Source organism: Gracilibacillus massiliensis (assembly GCF_001458115.1).
Classification (GTDB): Bacteria; Bacillota; Bacilli; order Bacillales; family Amphibacillaceae; genus Gracilibacillus; species Gracilibacillus massiliensis.
Window position 1 is genome coordinate 263302 of the sequence record NZ_CZRP01000009.1, and the last position, 15735, is coordinate 279036.

General features: G+C 33.1%; 12 protein-coding genes. 2 read left to right on the forward strand and 10 right to left on the reverse strand.

Translation table 11 applies throughout. The features are described 5' to 3' along the window. Nucleotides 1–2: 2 nt before the first annotated feature. From BN3107_RS02150 to BN3107_RS02175, 6 genes are all read right to left on the reverse strand, one after another. A complete protein-coding gene (locus BN3107_RS02150) occupies nucleotides 3–884 on the reverse strand; it encodes a carbohydrate ABC transporter permease (RefSeq protein ID WP_058306000.1) in 882 nt (293 codons plus the stop codon). A gap of 88 nt (nucleotides 885–972) precedes the next feature. Continuing rightward, a complete protein-coding gene (locus BN3107_RS02155) occupies nucleotides 973–2301 on the reverse strand; it encodes an ABC transporter substrate-binding protein (RefSeq protein WP_058306001.1) in 1329 nt (442 codons plus the stop codon). A gap of 404 nt (nucleotides 2302–2705) precedes the next feature. After that, on the reverse strand, nucleotides 2706–3815 hold the full coding sequence (locus BN3107_RS02160; RefSeq protein WP_197412034.1) for a glycoside hydrolase family 172 protein: 1110 nt from the start codon (nucleotides 3813–3815) through the stop codon (nucleotides 2706–2708). Nucleotides 3816–3844: 29 nt separating this feature from the next. After that, entirely contained in the window at nucleotides 3845–4687 is an 843-nt protein-coding gene (locus tag BN3107_RS02165) for a carbohydrate ABC transporter permease (RefSeq protein WP_058306002.1), read from the reverse strand. A gap of 10 nt (nucleotides 4688–4697) precedes the next feature. Next, nucleotides 4698–5585, reverse strand: coding sequence for a carbohydrate ABC transporter permease (locus BN3107_RS02170; protein ID WP_058306003.1), 888 nt, complete (start codon nucleotides 5583–5585; stop codon nucleotides 4698–4700). Between the two features lie 63 nt (nucleotides 5586–5648). Further along, nucleotides 5649–6965, reverse strand: coding sequence for an ABC transporter substrate-binding protein (locus BN3107_RS02175; RefSeq protein WP_058306004.1), 1317 nt, complete (start codon nucleotides 6963–6965; stop codon nucleotides 5649–5651). Nucleotides 6966–7163: 198 nt separating this feature from the next. Between BN3107_RS02175 and BN3107_RS02180 the strand changes: the two genes are divergently transcribed. Together BN3107_RS02180 and BN3107_RS02185 are read left to right on the forward strand one after the other, a co-directional pair. Next, complete coding sequence (locus tag BN3107_RS02180) at nucleotides 7164–8993, forward strand: sensor histidine kinase (protein WP_058306005.1); 1830 nt, start codon at nucleotides 7164–7166, stop codon at nucleotides 8991–8993. 5 nt (nucleotides 8994–8998) lie between these two features. Beyond that, a complete protein-coding gene (locus tag BN3107_RS02185; protein ID WP_058306006.1) occupies nucleotides 8999–10570 on the forward strand; it encodes a response regulator in 1572 nt (523 codons plus the stop codon). 267 nt (nucleotides 10571–10837) lie between these two features. Here the strand turns inward: BN3107_RS02185 and BN3107_RS02190 are convergent, their stop codons facing one another. From BN3107_RS02190 to BN3107_RS02205, 4 genes are all read right to left on the reverse strand, one after another. Continuing rightward, nucleotides 10838–11710, reverse strand: a complete 873-nt coding sequence (locus tag BN3107_RS02190) for an ROK family protein (RefSeq protein ID WP_058306007.1) — start codon at nucleotides 11708–11710, stop codon at nucleotides 10838–10840. A 71-nt stretch (nucleotides 11711–11781) separates the two neighbouring features. Further along, nucleotides 11782–13209, reverse strand: coding sequence for a hypothetical protein (locus BN3107_RS02195; protein WP_058306008.1), 1428 nt, complete (start codon nucleotides 13207–13209; stop codon nucleotides 11782–11784). A gap of 20 nt (nucleotides 13210–13229) precedes the next feature. After that, the gene (locus BN3107_RS02200; protein ID WP_058306009.1) at nucleotides 13230–14228 is read right to left on the reverse strand and encodes an ABC transporter permease; all 999 of its coding nucleotides are present in this window, start codon (nucleotides 14226–14228) and stop codon (nucleotides 13230–13232) included. Continuing rightward, nucleotides 14225–15733: a sugar ABC transporter ATP-binding protein gene (locus BN3107_RS02205; RefSeq protein WP_058306010.1), complete on the reverse strand. Its 1509-nt coding sequence runs from the start codon at nucleotides 15731–15733 to the stop codon at nucleotides 14225–14227. Before BN3107_RS02205 ends, BN3107_RS02200 begins: the two co-directional genes overlap by 4 nt. Nucleotides 15734–15735 lie beyond the last annotated feature (2 nt).

Consider the following 15735-nt stretch of genomic DNA (forward strand, 5'->3'; position numbering starts at 1 on the left):
GATCAATCACCTTTTCTTCTAGTAAATAAAAATATTAAAATAATTATCAAGAAACTAAGCAGTGCAATAAAAACAGCGATTGCACTTCCGTACCCATAAGATAAAGAGCTAAATGCTTCTTTATACATATAAGTTATTGTTAACTCACTAGAAGTCCCCGGCCCACCTTGAGTTAATAAATAAGGAACATCAAACGCTTTTAGTGATCCATTTAATACTAAGACAACACATGTGATGAACACAGGTTTAATTAACGGTAATTTAATCCACTTATATAAGTTCCAACCTGATGCTCCATCTATTTTTGCAGCTTCGATAATTTCTTCTGGAATAGCAATTAATGCTGCATAAAATATCACCATATATACTCCGGCATATCTATATCCTTCTGCAATAGTTCCGGATAATAAGGAGAGGTTAGGATTTGTTAGCCATTCTATTGTATACCAGTCTTCATTAATTAGACCTAATACATAATTAAGTAATCCCACTGGATTTACGGAATATATATTAGAAAAGATTTCAGCAATTGCGACAGTTGATATAATGACAGGAGTGAAATATATTGTTTGGAAGAGTTCTCTAGACCTTCTTATATACGTTAATAATATAGCCATTATTAAACCTAGGAAAATTTGAATAAATGTATTTAACACAGTAAATTTTAATGTATTCCACAAAGTTTTCCAGAAAACACTATCATTAAAAAATAATTTCCCGTAATTTTCTAATCCAATGAATTTCATTTCCGTTAATCCATTCCAAGAATAAAAACTGTAACCTAAAGACCATATTAATGGTAAAAATACTGTCAAGAGGTAAACAAGAATAGCCGGAAGTAAAAAGGTTATTACGGCTAATTTATTACTTAAAAATTTATTCATTACATTCAATCCTTAATTGATATAATTTTTAATTGTTTTATGATCATTCGACTATTGAAAACGCTCAACAGTTGAATGATCGATAAGCTTACTCTCCAAAAAATGCAGGTGCATTTTCATCTATAACAGTATCTATCCTTTCAGCGAACTCTTCCGGTGTAATCATTCCTAAAGCTAATTCGTTTGCAGCAACACCCATTTCCTCTGTACTAGCAGGGTCAAGCTTATCATCCCAAGATAATCCACCCAATTCAACATCGTCTAAGTCCTTAGAAAAATCTACAAATAATTGACTCGCATTTTCTGGGGCATCACCTTTTAAAGGAGACATAAAACCTTCCTCATTTGCACGCTCGTGGTAATTCTCAACTAAATATTTAAAAAAGTCTTTAGTTGTTTCGTCAAACGTATCTTTATTAAACGCATATGCAAGACCAGCAGTTATAGACGTCTTTGGGCCAACGTTGTCTTCACCTGCAACTTCAGGAATAAAAAAGTAATCCATTTCTCCAGCCGCATATTTTTCTTCAAACTGTGCTATTTCCCAACTACCGTTATAATGCATCACCCCTTGTCCACCGCCAATGAATTGATTTATTGAATCGGTATAGTCTGTATTACTAAATCCTACTTGAAAGGCTTCCATTTGACCTAATTCATGTAAAAAATTAAGAGATTTCATTCCTATATCAGTAGTTAAAGATGTTTCTCCTGTTTTTAAACCATTAATGAAATCATAATGAGTAAGTCGTAAAGGGATATGTGATAAATATCTAATTAATTGCCATCTTTCTTTGCCTGCTACATTAATTGGTGTGTAGCCTGCTTCTTTTAGTGTTTCTGAAACATCAATAAATTCTTCAAAAGTTGTTGGTTTTTCTAACCCTAATTCTTCAAAGGGTTCAGTATAATACCAAAAAGCTTCACCATATCTACCCTCTGGAAATAAATACAAACTACCGTCTTCAAATGAAAGAAAATCTATTACTGAACTATGAAAATTGTCTAATTCCCCAAATTCTTGCAATGTGTCTTTAACATCAACTAATTTATCTTGTTCTACCAAAGTCTCAGCAATTGGGCCGTTTGGTAGTTTAAAAAAATCTGGCATTTGATTACTGGCAATATAGGTTTGTAATTTTTGAAAATATTGGCTTTGAGTTGGAATCGATTCTATTTCCAAATTAAAATTGGGATTTACTTCATTTTTATAATCTTCTGCTATTGAAGTAACTACTAAATAATCCCCATTATTTTCATTTCCATTTGTCATGAACCGTAGAGTTTTTTCTGGTTGCGACTCTGTATTATCGTCTGTTGATGAACTATTTGAAGCATTATCCGTATTTGACTGACTGCTACAACCAACAGCAAAAATCAATAAAAGCATTAATGATAAAAAATATTTTTTACTCATAATGATACCCCTTTCAATAATTAAATCTTTATAAATGATAAGCGCTTACATCTATAATTAAAGTTTACAGTAAATATTATATATATGAAATTCTAATATTTTTGAAAATTGTCATATATTTTTAGTTCTTTGATAATTACATATAATTTTTAATCATTGTTGTATGTATTAATAATTTAATCATTGAAAAGTACCAAAAATATAATTATAAATATTTTATCCATCAATCTTTAATATCTAAAACCTCCACTAAGATATCCGTTAGTAGTTAATATTAATATGACTATGACCTTGATCATACGAGTTATTGTAAATTGCACTTTTTTCTTGCAGAAAAAACACTTTTATAATAAACCTTATACAAAAGCTGTGCTTACACAAAGCACAGCTTTTAAACAAATAAACTATCTAGGCCACCTCTCTTTTGCATCTACTATAGGTTCAAAGGGATGATGGGGCTCCGTTTGATACCAATACGCAACAGAACAAACGTCGTCTTGTCTTTCAAAAAGTCCATTCTTGTAAACACCGATTTGTTGCACAGTTACTTTAAGTTCTTCTTCGAATCGAATAGGATCTAAAATATGCCAACGATAAAAACCTCGCATAGGTGGTACATCATCATTATGGTAAGGATTATGAACAATTTCATCATGTCGTGAATAATACGGATAACCCAGGTAAGGCGTACAATACGTGTTTTCCACCGTTCTCCCATTTTCTTGAGATGCAAAACTCCATGCTCCTCCAAAATAGTCTTCCAAGCCTGTACCACAAATAGTAGGGTAATCGGTATCTCCATCAAGATACATCTTCACTTCCCCTTCTCCCCACCAATATCTCTCCAAAGTTGCTAAACCTATATACGTACCAATATATTGTCCTTTTCCTTTAATTCCATCAATAATCACATAGTCTTCTGCTTTATTCGTAATTTTTTGGCGATTCCATTTCGCGTGAAAATAAGCTGTGTTTTTCGGTAATTCATCATATAGAGCATAATCAATTTGATAAAACAGAGCAGGTATCGGTCCCTCATGTTGATTTTCAATGGTGATTTTTGCCTTTTTGTGAAATGGCATAGCAAAGTAACTATTAAAACCACGCGTAGGATTCACAGCAATCGGTTGAGAATTAACCTGACAGCCTCTCCCAAATCCATTACAGAAAAAGTCTCCCAATGGTGTTTCTACAGATGGATGTTCTTCATCATCCCAATACATACGTAATACTAAATCTCGTAATACAAAAAAGTTTTTTTCTGTTTGATCTGTAACTGTCATCCAAATATGTTGAATGACACCTGGTCCTTCTATATCACATAAAGTGACTGTCTCACCAGGTTGTACATCTCTTAAGCAAGGTGATCCTTTTCGAGATGGACCTAAATGACTCGCCGCTTTGCCACCAGCACCTTTCTCTCCTTTAGGATTTTCTGCTGTAATAGCTCTGGTTTTTACATTATTCGTTAATGGTAATGTGGATAGACTATTTAAAAACATATCTTGCATCATAACTTCTCACTCCTTCAAACAGTTTGTTATTATTGTTTAACGCCACCTTGCGTAATACCTTCCATAATGTTTTTCTCGAAAAATAATACAAATAAAATAATAGGTAATATGATAAACCAGCCCATTGCACTGATTAGATCCCAAGGCACCTCAAAATTACTCTCTCTTGGCACTGTTGTAATTCCCACACTTAACATTTTAATTTTATATGTGAAAAATAGTGGGGTAAAAAACTCATTTAAACTAAGAATAAAATTAATAATCGAAACAGTTGCTATCGCAGGCTTCATAAGTGGAAAGTATATTCTAAATAGAATATGACCAAAATGAGCACCATCGATTTGCGCTGCTTCTTCTAAAGACGTTGGAATCTGCTTAACAAAGTTATATAATATCAAAACTGAAAATGGTAATAATAAACTGGTATAGAGAATAATTAAGCCTAAATACGTATCAACTAAATTGAATGACTTCATAAAGTCATACAGTGGCCTAGCTGTAATGACAGGTGGTATTAATGCTGAAAATAATAATAATCTAAAAGCCCAACTAACGCTGCTAAATATTTCAAATCTAGCAAATGCATAAGCTGCCGCTGTCCCTAAAATAATGGTAGCAATTAAGGATAGCGCTGTTACAACTAACGTGTTCCACGCCATTACTTCTACATCTAAGTCAATAAACAAATCAATATAATTTTGAAATGTGAAATTCTTTGGAAAATAATTAATTGGTGTTGAAAATAATTCTCCTCTAGGTGTGATCGAAGAAACAAATATCCAATATAGAGGAACTAAAATGATAAATGCAACACCAAATGTTAATCCCCACCTTACAAAAAATTGCAAAATATACTTTTGTTTTGCATTCATAAAATCCCTCCTAGTACTGTGCCTTTTTAATAAATAATAGGTTTATGGCACTAAACGCAATCATGATAAAGAACAACATCAAAGCTAATGCAGATGCATAACCAATATTTAAATTTGTAAATGCTTCTACAGCAATTCGATATGCCAATAGACTAGTTGAATCGCCTGGACCACCAGAAGTCATTGCATACACTAAGTCATACATGGTTATTCTCCACATTGTAAAGAAGATGCATAAAGTTAATAAAGTAGGTGTTATCATAGGGAGCGTTATTTTAAAGAAAGATTTTAATCCATTTGCACCATCGATCTTGGCTGATTCATAAATTTCTTCTGGAATAAATTGTAAACCTGCTAAAACTAAAATCGCGAAAAACGGAATATCCTTCCATAAATCTACTAATATTACGGATAATTGTGCAGACCAAGGATGGATAAGCCAATCGAAATGAAAATCAGGGTTAATTCTCCTTACTAAATCATTGATTAATCCATAACTATCATTGAACGCCCATTTAGCTGCTATACCCGTAACGACCATAGGCATTGCCCATGGAATTAAAGTAATCGTTCTTAAAAACTTTTTTCCTTTGAATTTCATATTAAGCATCAAAGCTAAAAAAACACCTAAAATCACATGAAAAACCATAGAGACTACAGTAAAGATAATGGTAAAGTTAATAGAAGATTGTATTTTTTCGTCTTGGAATATATAGAAAAAATTTTCGAGACCTATAAACGTTGCTTCCCCACCTTTAAACATATTAATTTCAAAAAAGCTATTAATAAATGTTACTATCAAGGGATATACGATAGTAAAACCTCTAACAAGCAGTACAGGTAAAATTAATAACCAGGCAATTTTCCACTTTACTGATTTCTTCATTGTTCCTTGCATTTTGATCACTCTCTCTTTTAAAAATTATCGGAAGAAGATTACCTTCTCCCGATAAGTAATATGCTATTGATTAGCTAGTCGGTCTATTTCGGATTGTGCTTGTTCAACAGCTTCATCTAATGTAATCTCATCTGATACATAATTTTGGAATATACTACCGATTCCAGTGACAAACTCCATAGATTGTGGAACTAAAGGGCGCCCTCTTAACGTACTTTTTTCAATATATTGTTGTACATGCTCTAATCCAGGAGCAGAAAAATCAGGGTCATTTAATACATCTAATCTTGCTGGTAAACGTCCAGACATTTCATAATACGCTACTTGACCTTCTGGTGAAGCCAAGTATTCCAATACTTTTTTCGATGCTTCTTTTTTCTCAGAAGAACCATTAATGACATGGTGCCAAGAAGCAATATAAGCATCATTTGTTTCAAACGTAGGCATTGGAGCAATATCTAACTGATCAGGACCATAAGCTCCTGCTTCATCAAATGTTGGAATAGCCCCTGTGTACATAAATAACATGCCATACTTGTTATCTATAAATTTCTGAATCATTGGATCATAAATATCTGCTAGTTGACTAACAGGTGTTACTTGTTCTTCATGTGCTAGATCATGCAAAAACTGCAGTGCTTCTTGGGTTTTAGGATTTTCCCAGTCAAAATAATCTCCACCAAATAAATTTATAAATGTACCTATTTCATTAAATACATAACTTCTTTCCCATGCACCACCATATCCATACACACCTTCATCTACATCAGTAACCGCACGTGCATATTCTAGAAATTCTTCTTTATTAGTTGGCGCTTCCATTCCAGCTTCATCTAATAATTGGTTGTTGACCCAGAATGCTAATATCTCTAAATAACTTGGAACAGAATATACGCTTCCTTCATAAGTAGGTATATCCTTCATATATTCTTCTGCATAATTTGATATAACGTCTTCTGTCATCACATCATTCTCAAGTGGCTCTAAATAGCCTGCTCGTGAGAAAGCTGTCATCAACTCATCATTAATATGCATAATATCAACTTCTGTATCGCCAGAAGAAAGAATGGTTGTCATTCTTGCTACCATATCATCGGGATTAGTAGGAGTAACTACTACATCGATTCCTACACCCGTTTCATCTAAGATTTTTTGTTCTAAATCTTCCCATCCTTCTCTGGAAGAATCATTTGTCATCCATGTAATGGTTTCACCTTCTACATTTTCAGAACCTTCTTCTGAATTTGTTTCTCCATCATTATTCGAATCTTGGTCATCCTCACTCGAATTATTCACACCAACACAACCTATTAATAATAATGACAAAAACATTGCAACGACCATTAACAATAAATTAGAGCGAAATTTACTTTTTAACATTTTATAAAACCTCCCACTTTAATTATAAGCGCTTACATCGTATTAAGGATCCTATACTCTGCATTATAGAGTGTCCATACGAAATAGAAAATGCAAATTTTATAGGTTTTCTTTATAAAAATTCTAGGTGCACTTAAATTTTTGTTAAGAAGATAGTATATTAAGTAATAACGAATCCACTAAAGTTGGTGAATAGATTTGCAATTAATACAAAAAAACATAAAATCATTTTTTTCAAAATTCAGAAATAAAATTATGGTTAATTTCCTGATTATTGCTGTTATCCCTTTAATTATAGTTGGTGTATCCTCCTATGTATTGGCTTATAGCATAGCTAAAGATAAAATAATTGATTCCGTAACCTATTCAAGTACACAATTAAACGCTTCCTTATCAGAAAGATTTAATCAAATGCGAAATGCTGCGGATGTAATGGAATATCATATGTATTCATTAATATTACAGCCAAAGGCTTCCCTAACAAGTCAATTAAACACTTACAGCAATGTCCGCAATAGTCTATTTAATTTAAGTAGTACATTTAATTTCAAAAATATCAGTGTGTATACAAGCGAAAATTATATTTTTAGTAGAGAAGGGATTACTTTCTTTTCCTTTGATGATTTACAAAATAGAAATCTCACTATAGAACAACTACAAGCAAAGGCGAACCAAAACAATTGGCAAGTGATGTCGGATATAACAGAACCCTTTGTAAAATATAATTCAAATGCACCACAAAATTACATCTCTTCCTATAAAGCGTTTCAACTAGCTGACAGTAATCAGATTGAGTATGTTTATTTTATTGATATACCCACAGAAGAAATCAAGAAAGTATTACAAGAAAGAGAACTTGAAGATTCGATTAATATTTTTATTACGAATGAATTCGGAGAAACTATTATAGGTAACGCCAATTTTGTAAATAAGGCCACTGTTGCTGATGCGATACAGACAAGTACAACAGAAAGCGTCACAGTATTAGAAAGAGAGGATACTACCCTTATTACGCTTAAAAATCCTGTCACTCAGTGGAATGTGATCACAGAAATACCTAATAAGTACATTCGAGATAATACACAAATATTAATCAATATACTATGGATTACTGTTATATTAACGATTGTTGCTGCAATTATTAGTAGTTTATTCATTTCTGTGAATTTAAGTAAAAGAGTGAATAAAATAGCATCTGCCTTGAAAAGTTACAAATCTAATAGTAATAAATTGGCACTTACCAATATAAATCTCCCTGTATCAAAACAGACGGAATACCATGATGAATTTGACCTGCTTTCACAAGTATTTAACGAAATGTCGGAGAAAATGAAGGAAGATTTTGAACAAATCATTGAAATGAAAGAAATTGAAGAAAAGATGCAGTTTGAACTGCAACAAGCTAAAATAAACCCACATTTCTTATATAATATCTTAGACTCGATTAAAAGCAGTCAAAGTTCTGGAAACATATCGGAAGCTAATGAAATGATCACGAGATTAGCTAGATTCTATCGTTTATTATTACGTAAAGAAGAAGAACTAATTCCAATAAAAGATGAATTAGAAATTGTACAACTATTTATGGAGATAGAAAGTATTAATAAAGAAAACACGTTCTCGTGGAATATTAAGACCGATGAAATGATAGAAAATTTCTTGATACCAAAGTTTGTTTTGCAACCGATTATTGAAAACTCTATTAAACACGGATTATATAATGGAAAAAATACACTTCATATTCAAATTAACATCCTATACGACGAGGACGACATCCTTATCCAAATTCAAGATGATGGGGCTGGGATAGAGTATACAAGATTACAGAAAATAACAAATGTTTTAAAAACAAAAGAAATCGATTCCAATAAATTCTTTGGTATTAGTAATGTTAATTTCAGATTATCAAGATTTACAAATCAAAACCACCCTTTGAAAATATACAGTCAATTGCATAAAGGAACGACAATAGAAATGAGAATGAATCCCATGCTCTCTGAAGACGAGTTTGATTCAGAAGGAGAATAACAACCATGAAAAAGATTATTATAGTTGACGATAATTACAAAACAAGTGAAGGCATTTATCGTCATATGGATTGGAAACAACTAGATATAGAAGTTGTTAATATTTTCACCAACCCAGAAGAAGCTTTAAAATGCATACAGAAGCAAAGTATTGATTTAATCATCACTGATATAAATATGCCTTCCATGAATGGTATAGAATTGACTAAAAAGGCCTTAGCTCTACTCCCTATGATTAAAGTAATTTTTATTAGTGCCTATGATGAATTTCGTTATGCTCAAGAAGCCGTAAGATTAGATGTATGTGATTATATAGAGAAACCGATAGATTTCAAATATCTTCATGCATTATTGGAATCAACAATAGAAAAAATCAATGAAGAAAATGACATTTTATATCAAATTAAAGAAAATAAACCTTTATTAACAGAAAAGTTCTTTATTGACTTAATTGAATCCAGTCCAAAGTATGCCTCCTATTATTTAGCTGACCAAGCTAGATTTTTAGGAATCAATACTAGTGATGAAACATACATATGTGTTATTTTCGACATCAAAAATTTGCGTGATTTAATGACAATTCATCATATTGAACAGTGTCATATTTCTCTTATTCAACTTAAAAATGCGTTCTATCATTCATTCATTACAATGGGTTCCATATACTCTTTTCAACAAGGAGATAATATTATTTTCATTATTGGAACTCAGATAGATCAGTATAAGAAACTTAATCGAGATTTAGAAAAATTTTCAAACTTTTTTCAAACAATACTTTCATATAAAATTGGAATTGGAGTCATTGTAAAAGATATTTGGGAAATTTCGATTTCGTTTAACAGAGCTGAACAGGCTCTTGAACATCAATTCATATATCCTGAAACAAATGTTTTTAATGCTAAGGAGATAGATGATCTCCAACAACCTCCGCTCATTTTTACAGATGAAGAAGAAGACTTACTCGTACGATTGATTTCAACCAATAATTTAGCAGAAATAAAACAATTTATTGATAAGTTACGATTACAATGGACTGATCAAGGTGCATCGAAAAATTTTATTCATGCTCATATCTATAAATTAATTGTCAGAATAATAAAATTCTCACAGGATACGAATATTATTGATAGTAAATGGAACCAACAAGTATCTTTATTTTTTGTTGACATTCATGAAATGGAAACTCTTGAACAAATCACGAAACATTTTTATATTCTATGTGAAAAATTGTGTAGTAAATTTGATCAATCCATTTCAAATAGGACAGAGGTTATTACAGAGGAAATTAAAATCTATATCCATAACCATTACATGGACTATAATTTAAACCTTAATAGTATTGCTGAAGAAATAAATCTCAATGCATCGTATCTTGGTTCAATTTTCAAAAGAGCAACAGACACGAACATTCCAAAATATATTACTAAAATCAGAATGGAGCGAGCGAAAGAATTACTTGAAAATCCACAACTTAAAATAAAAAATATTAGTGAACTAGTGGGTTATGCCAATCAATATTATTTTAGTGCAAGCTTTAAAAAATATTATGGTAAAACACCATCTGAATATCGATCTTAATGTCTATTTTGCTTTTTTATATGCCTCAGTTTAGAAAATGCTAAATCGATTGTCTATATTAAGCAACGTCTTTGATTCTTTCTGTACAAGGAACATAGCTCAAGCACACAATCTTTATTAATAGGCGGGGCTGATAAGTCAAATAAAATCATATATTTATTAATTCATTCCAATTTCATGCTAATCACGTATGCTAGCTATTTTAGATTAATAGCATATATGATCTTTATTCATAACTAACAGCCCCTATCATGGTCAAAAACTAATTTAAAAAGGAGTTCCAATGCACAGTGATAAGGCACCTTTTATTCCTGCTTCATCTGTTAAACCAGGAGGCACAATATAATTGTCTATTTCCTTCTCTGTAAGAAAAGGAGATGAAACATAACCATTCAACATCTCTAATACATTTCTTCTTATTAAAGGGAAAAGCTGTTTCTGCTTCATTACCCCTCCCCCTAAAATAATTCTCTCTGGTGACAAAATGTAAATGTAATTCGTTAATGCCTGAGCCAAGTAAAAAGCTTGCATCTCCCATACATTTTGATCCTCTGCAAGGTCATGTCCTTTCATGCCCCATCGTTTTTCTATTGCTGGTCCTGATGCCATTCCTTCTAAACAATCTCCATGAATAGGACAACAGCCTTCAAAAGTATCCTCTGCGTGTCGACGAACTTTTATATGGCCCATCTCAGGGTGCGATAGTCCCTTTAGTGTTTTACCATGAAAATAGGCACCAGCTCCAATACCTGTCCCTACTGTAATATATAAACATGTAGATACGTCTGTAGCGTTTCCCCACTTAGCTTCGGACATAGCTGCAACATTTACATCAGTATCTACCATTACCGGAATACCCAATTCTTCTTTCAAAACTCTCGCTAATGGGAAATAGGCCCAATCGAGTTTTGGTGTTTTTTGCAACATACCGTAACTTTCACTATTCTCATTAATATCAATCGGACCAAACGATCCAATCCCTAATCTCTCTATGTCTTTTCCTTTAAAGAAATCTACTATTTTCGGGATTGTTTTATCTGGATGCTCTGTTGGTATTACACATTTCTCTTCAATATCTCCTACATCATTTCCAGTTGCTAGTACAAATTTTGTACCGCCTGCCTCAATAGCTCCTAACAATTAAACTCATCCTTTTTCTAAGTACATTTATATTTAAATAGCTGTGCTTATATAGCACAGCTATAATATTACTATGATACGATTTCAACCTTACCTTGCTTCGAATCAATATTTTTCTCCATCGTGTCTGCTTGTCGTTCCCAGTCCTCAAATTGACCGTACGCCGTGTAAATGGTTGAGCCAGTAGGTAATTCAGGGTATTCATTTTCACCATTTGTTCCCCAATTTACCCATCCTGAATCTTTTCTTTGCACAATTTGATAACGAGCTACTACTTCACTTGTGTACCAAACCATGGAATAACCAGTTTCTTCATTTATCTCTGCTGTTTTATTTGCACTCATAGGAAAGATAGTCTGCTGAGGTGTACTATTCACATCTACACCATCCGCGCTAAATAAAACTTCTTGATTTCTATCAGATTGGTGAACCTGCGTATGTGCTTCAGGAATAATGTGAGAGATATGCTCTTCAATTTCTCCAGCACTTAAGATTCCCTCTTTTATACAGAATAACCTCCAGAAATAATCCCAGGAAACATCATTTAACTCTTTTCCTATACTATCCTTGTATCTCTTAATGTTTGGATAGTTTGTTTCATCTGCTTCCTCTAATAGTTTATACACGCCATCATAAAGAATATTAGCGTACAAATCTCCCTCTCTATAATACGTGCCATCATAACAAGCGAATCTATTAAACACTGTATCGCCTTGTCCACTTTCATATTCATCCCCTACAGTAATTTTATTTACAACAGGAATGCCATCTACGGTAGTGGAGAAATCATCTACTTCATATTTTCTTCTAAACCATGGTGTATTATAGAAAAACTCCCATATTATGTTGAAATTCTTATCCCTTAAATTAGGGTCCAATCCTTCAGGTACCGTTCCCTCAAACCGATAGCGGCAATAAAGCGGTCCCTCTTCTTCAACTGTACATTGTACCGTTGTATGCTCAGGTGGGTTAATTAAGCCGTTTTTCGGAGTGAAAAATGGACCATAAAAACCACCAATAGCATTAGAATAGTCTTTTATTAAATTTCTTTTCTCATTTTTCTCTTCAAAATATCTAATACCCCACTTGCCGAAAGAAGTTCCATCAGCTGTTCCAGAACAGAGCTCCAACACATAATTGCCAGTATCCAGCCTTCTAAAACCATCTGCTTGGGTAGGCGTTAAAATCTTTATCCCTTCCTTTATAGACTTTTTACTCTGATTAGGAAGCTTATTACCATACAACCAATAGGAAGTTACTAATTCTTTCTTATCCATATTAACTAGATAGACGATCGACGCCTCTTGAATATATTCGCCATCTAATTCTACATCTATCAATTGAAAATCAACTTCTTTTTTTGCATCATTATATAAAATCAGACTATCCTTATGAATCTTGTGAATATCAAAGTTTAGCTTTGTAATGACTGGCTCGTTTTTTCTTTTTAAACCATCTGGGTTGTTAAGCATGATTTGAATTTTAAAATTATCCCCCATTAAGATACCCCCTATACGTGTTAATCTTTGTTGTTTTTATTTAAGAAATTTAAATTGAATGGTAATTTCTTTCCTTTCTGTGAATCAATGATGACTGCAATCAGAATAATAAGACCCATAACTAATAATTGCCAGAACGAAATAACACCCATTAAATTAAGCCCGTTACTTACCACACCAATTACAATGGCTCCAAAAACTGTCCCACTGATTCTACCTTTACCTCCAGCCATGGATACACCACCTAATACACAGGCTGCAATTGCATCTAACTCATATCCTTGCCCTACAGATGGCTGACCAGAATACATACGAGCAGCTAAAACAATACCTGCAAAAGCTGACATAAAACCGATTAAAGTATAAACAGCGATTTCAACTCGTTTGGTTCGGATCCCTGATAAACGTGCTGCTTCTCTGTTACCACCCATTGCATAAATACTTGTACCAAATCGAGTCTTCATTAGTACAATAGAAAATAGTAGAATGAAAACAGCCATATAAATAATAGAAATAGGTATGACATCGAATAACCTGGCCGTACCTAGCTGAGTGAAAGCTTCTTCCGTTACTCTGAGAGATCGTCCACCACTGTAAATATAAGCAATCCCTTGCCCCACATACATAGTTGCTAAGGTAACGATAAATGGTGGTATTCCAAATTGTGTAATAACTGTTCCATTTAACAAACCTATTAGCGCACCTAAAGCAAGCCCGATTAAAACGGCTACTACTACTGGTAAACCGCTGTTCACCATTAACCCGACCGTTATTGTTCCTGACATCGCTACAATCGCACCAACGGAAAGGTCAATACCACCGAGAATAATAACATAGGTCATACCTAATGCTAAGAACATATTAATCGTTATCTGTAAGAAAAGCGTAATAATATTGTTTGCGGTAAGAAAAACAGGTGAAATAATAGATAGTGCAACAAATAATATAATAAGGACAGCGATAATCCCTTTATTTTCTTTAAAAATGTTTACGAATGCGTTATTAGTTAGTGTATTCATAAGCTAATATTGTCCCCTCCTGTTGCGTAGCTCATAATCGTTTCTTGTGTGATATCCTCTTCTTCTAATTCTTTAACTAGCTTACCTTCCCTCATGACACAAACCTTATCAGCCATATTTAATATTTCAGGTAAATCGGAAGATATTAGTATAATACCTATTCCCTGATTAGCAAGTTGATTGATAATGGCATATATCTCTGCTTTAGCACCAACGTCTACCCCTCTAGTCGGCTCATCTAGTATGAGTAGATCCGGTTGGATGGATAGCCATTTAGCTAACACTACTTTTTGTTGATTTCCTCCTGATAGACTTGAAACTAGTGCATCCGAGGAGGCTGTCTTTACTTTTAAATCCTGTACATATTTATCAATTGATTTTTTACGTTTGGATTCACTAATAAATAAAGGATTGTTCATTAAGTTTTTTAAGTTAGCTAGCGTTAAATTAAATCCTACTGAGTTTTTCAAAACCAATCCTTGATCTTTTCTATCTTCCGGAACCATGGCTATACCATTATCGATAGCATCAATACAATTGGTAATTTTGATTTCTTCACCCTGTATAAATAATTTACCTTGGTCATATGAATGAGCCCCGAATATTGCCTGCATCACTTCACTACGGCCAGCACCGACTAGGCCTGAAAAACCAACTATTTCTCCTGTATGCACTTTAAACGATATATTCTCAAAGAAATTTGCTTTGCTAAGATTTTCAACACGCAAGATTTCTTTCTTTTCGATATTTACGGATGTTTTCGTGTATAGCTTTTCTATACTTCTACCAACCATCATTTTTACTAATGTATCAGTATCTGTTTCCTTCGTGATCGTTGTACCGACATAAGTACCATCACGGATTACCGTAATTCGATCTGTCATACTAAACAATTCTTCAAACCTATGAGAAATATAAATAATGCTTATATCGTTTTCTCGCAGTTTTTCCATTGTCTTGAATAAGCGTTGTACATCTTCACCGGTAAGGGATGAGGTAGGTTCATCCATTACAAGGATTTTAATATCAAATGATACTGCTTTTGTAATTTCTACAAGTTGTTGTTGCGCAATAGATAATTCAATCACTTTTGTTCTGACATCTATTGTAAGACCTAGATTTTCCACCATAACTTGCGCTTGTTCGTTCATCTTTTTCATATCTTTAAAACCTGATTTTGTTAAAGGTTCTCTTCCCAGAAATATGTTTTCTGCTACTGTTAAATGAGGAACAAGAACAATTTCCTGGTGGATAATACCAATACCTAATGATTGAGCATCTTGGACTTTATCAATGGTTACAGGTTTACCATCAACTAATATTTGGCCTGCATTAGGTTTATGAATTCCACCTAACACCTTAATAAGCGTTGACTTCCCTGCACCGTTCTCCCCTAATAGAGCGTGAATTTCACCTTTTTTTAATTCAAAATTTATTCCACTTAAAGCATGAACACCTCCAAAGCTTTTGGAGATTGATTTCATTTCAAGTACAGTAGACGGCATTG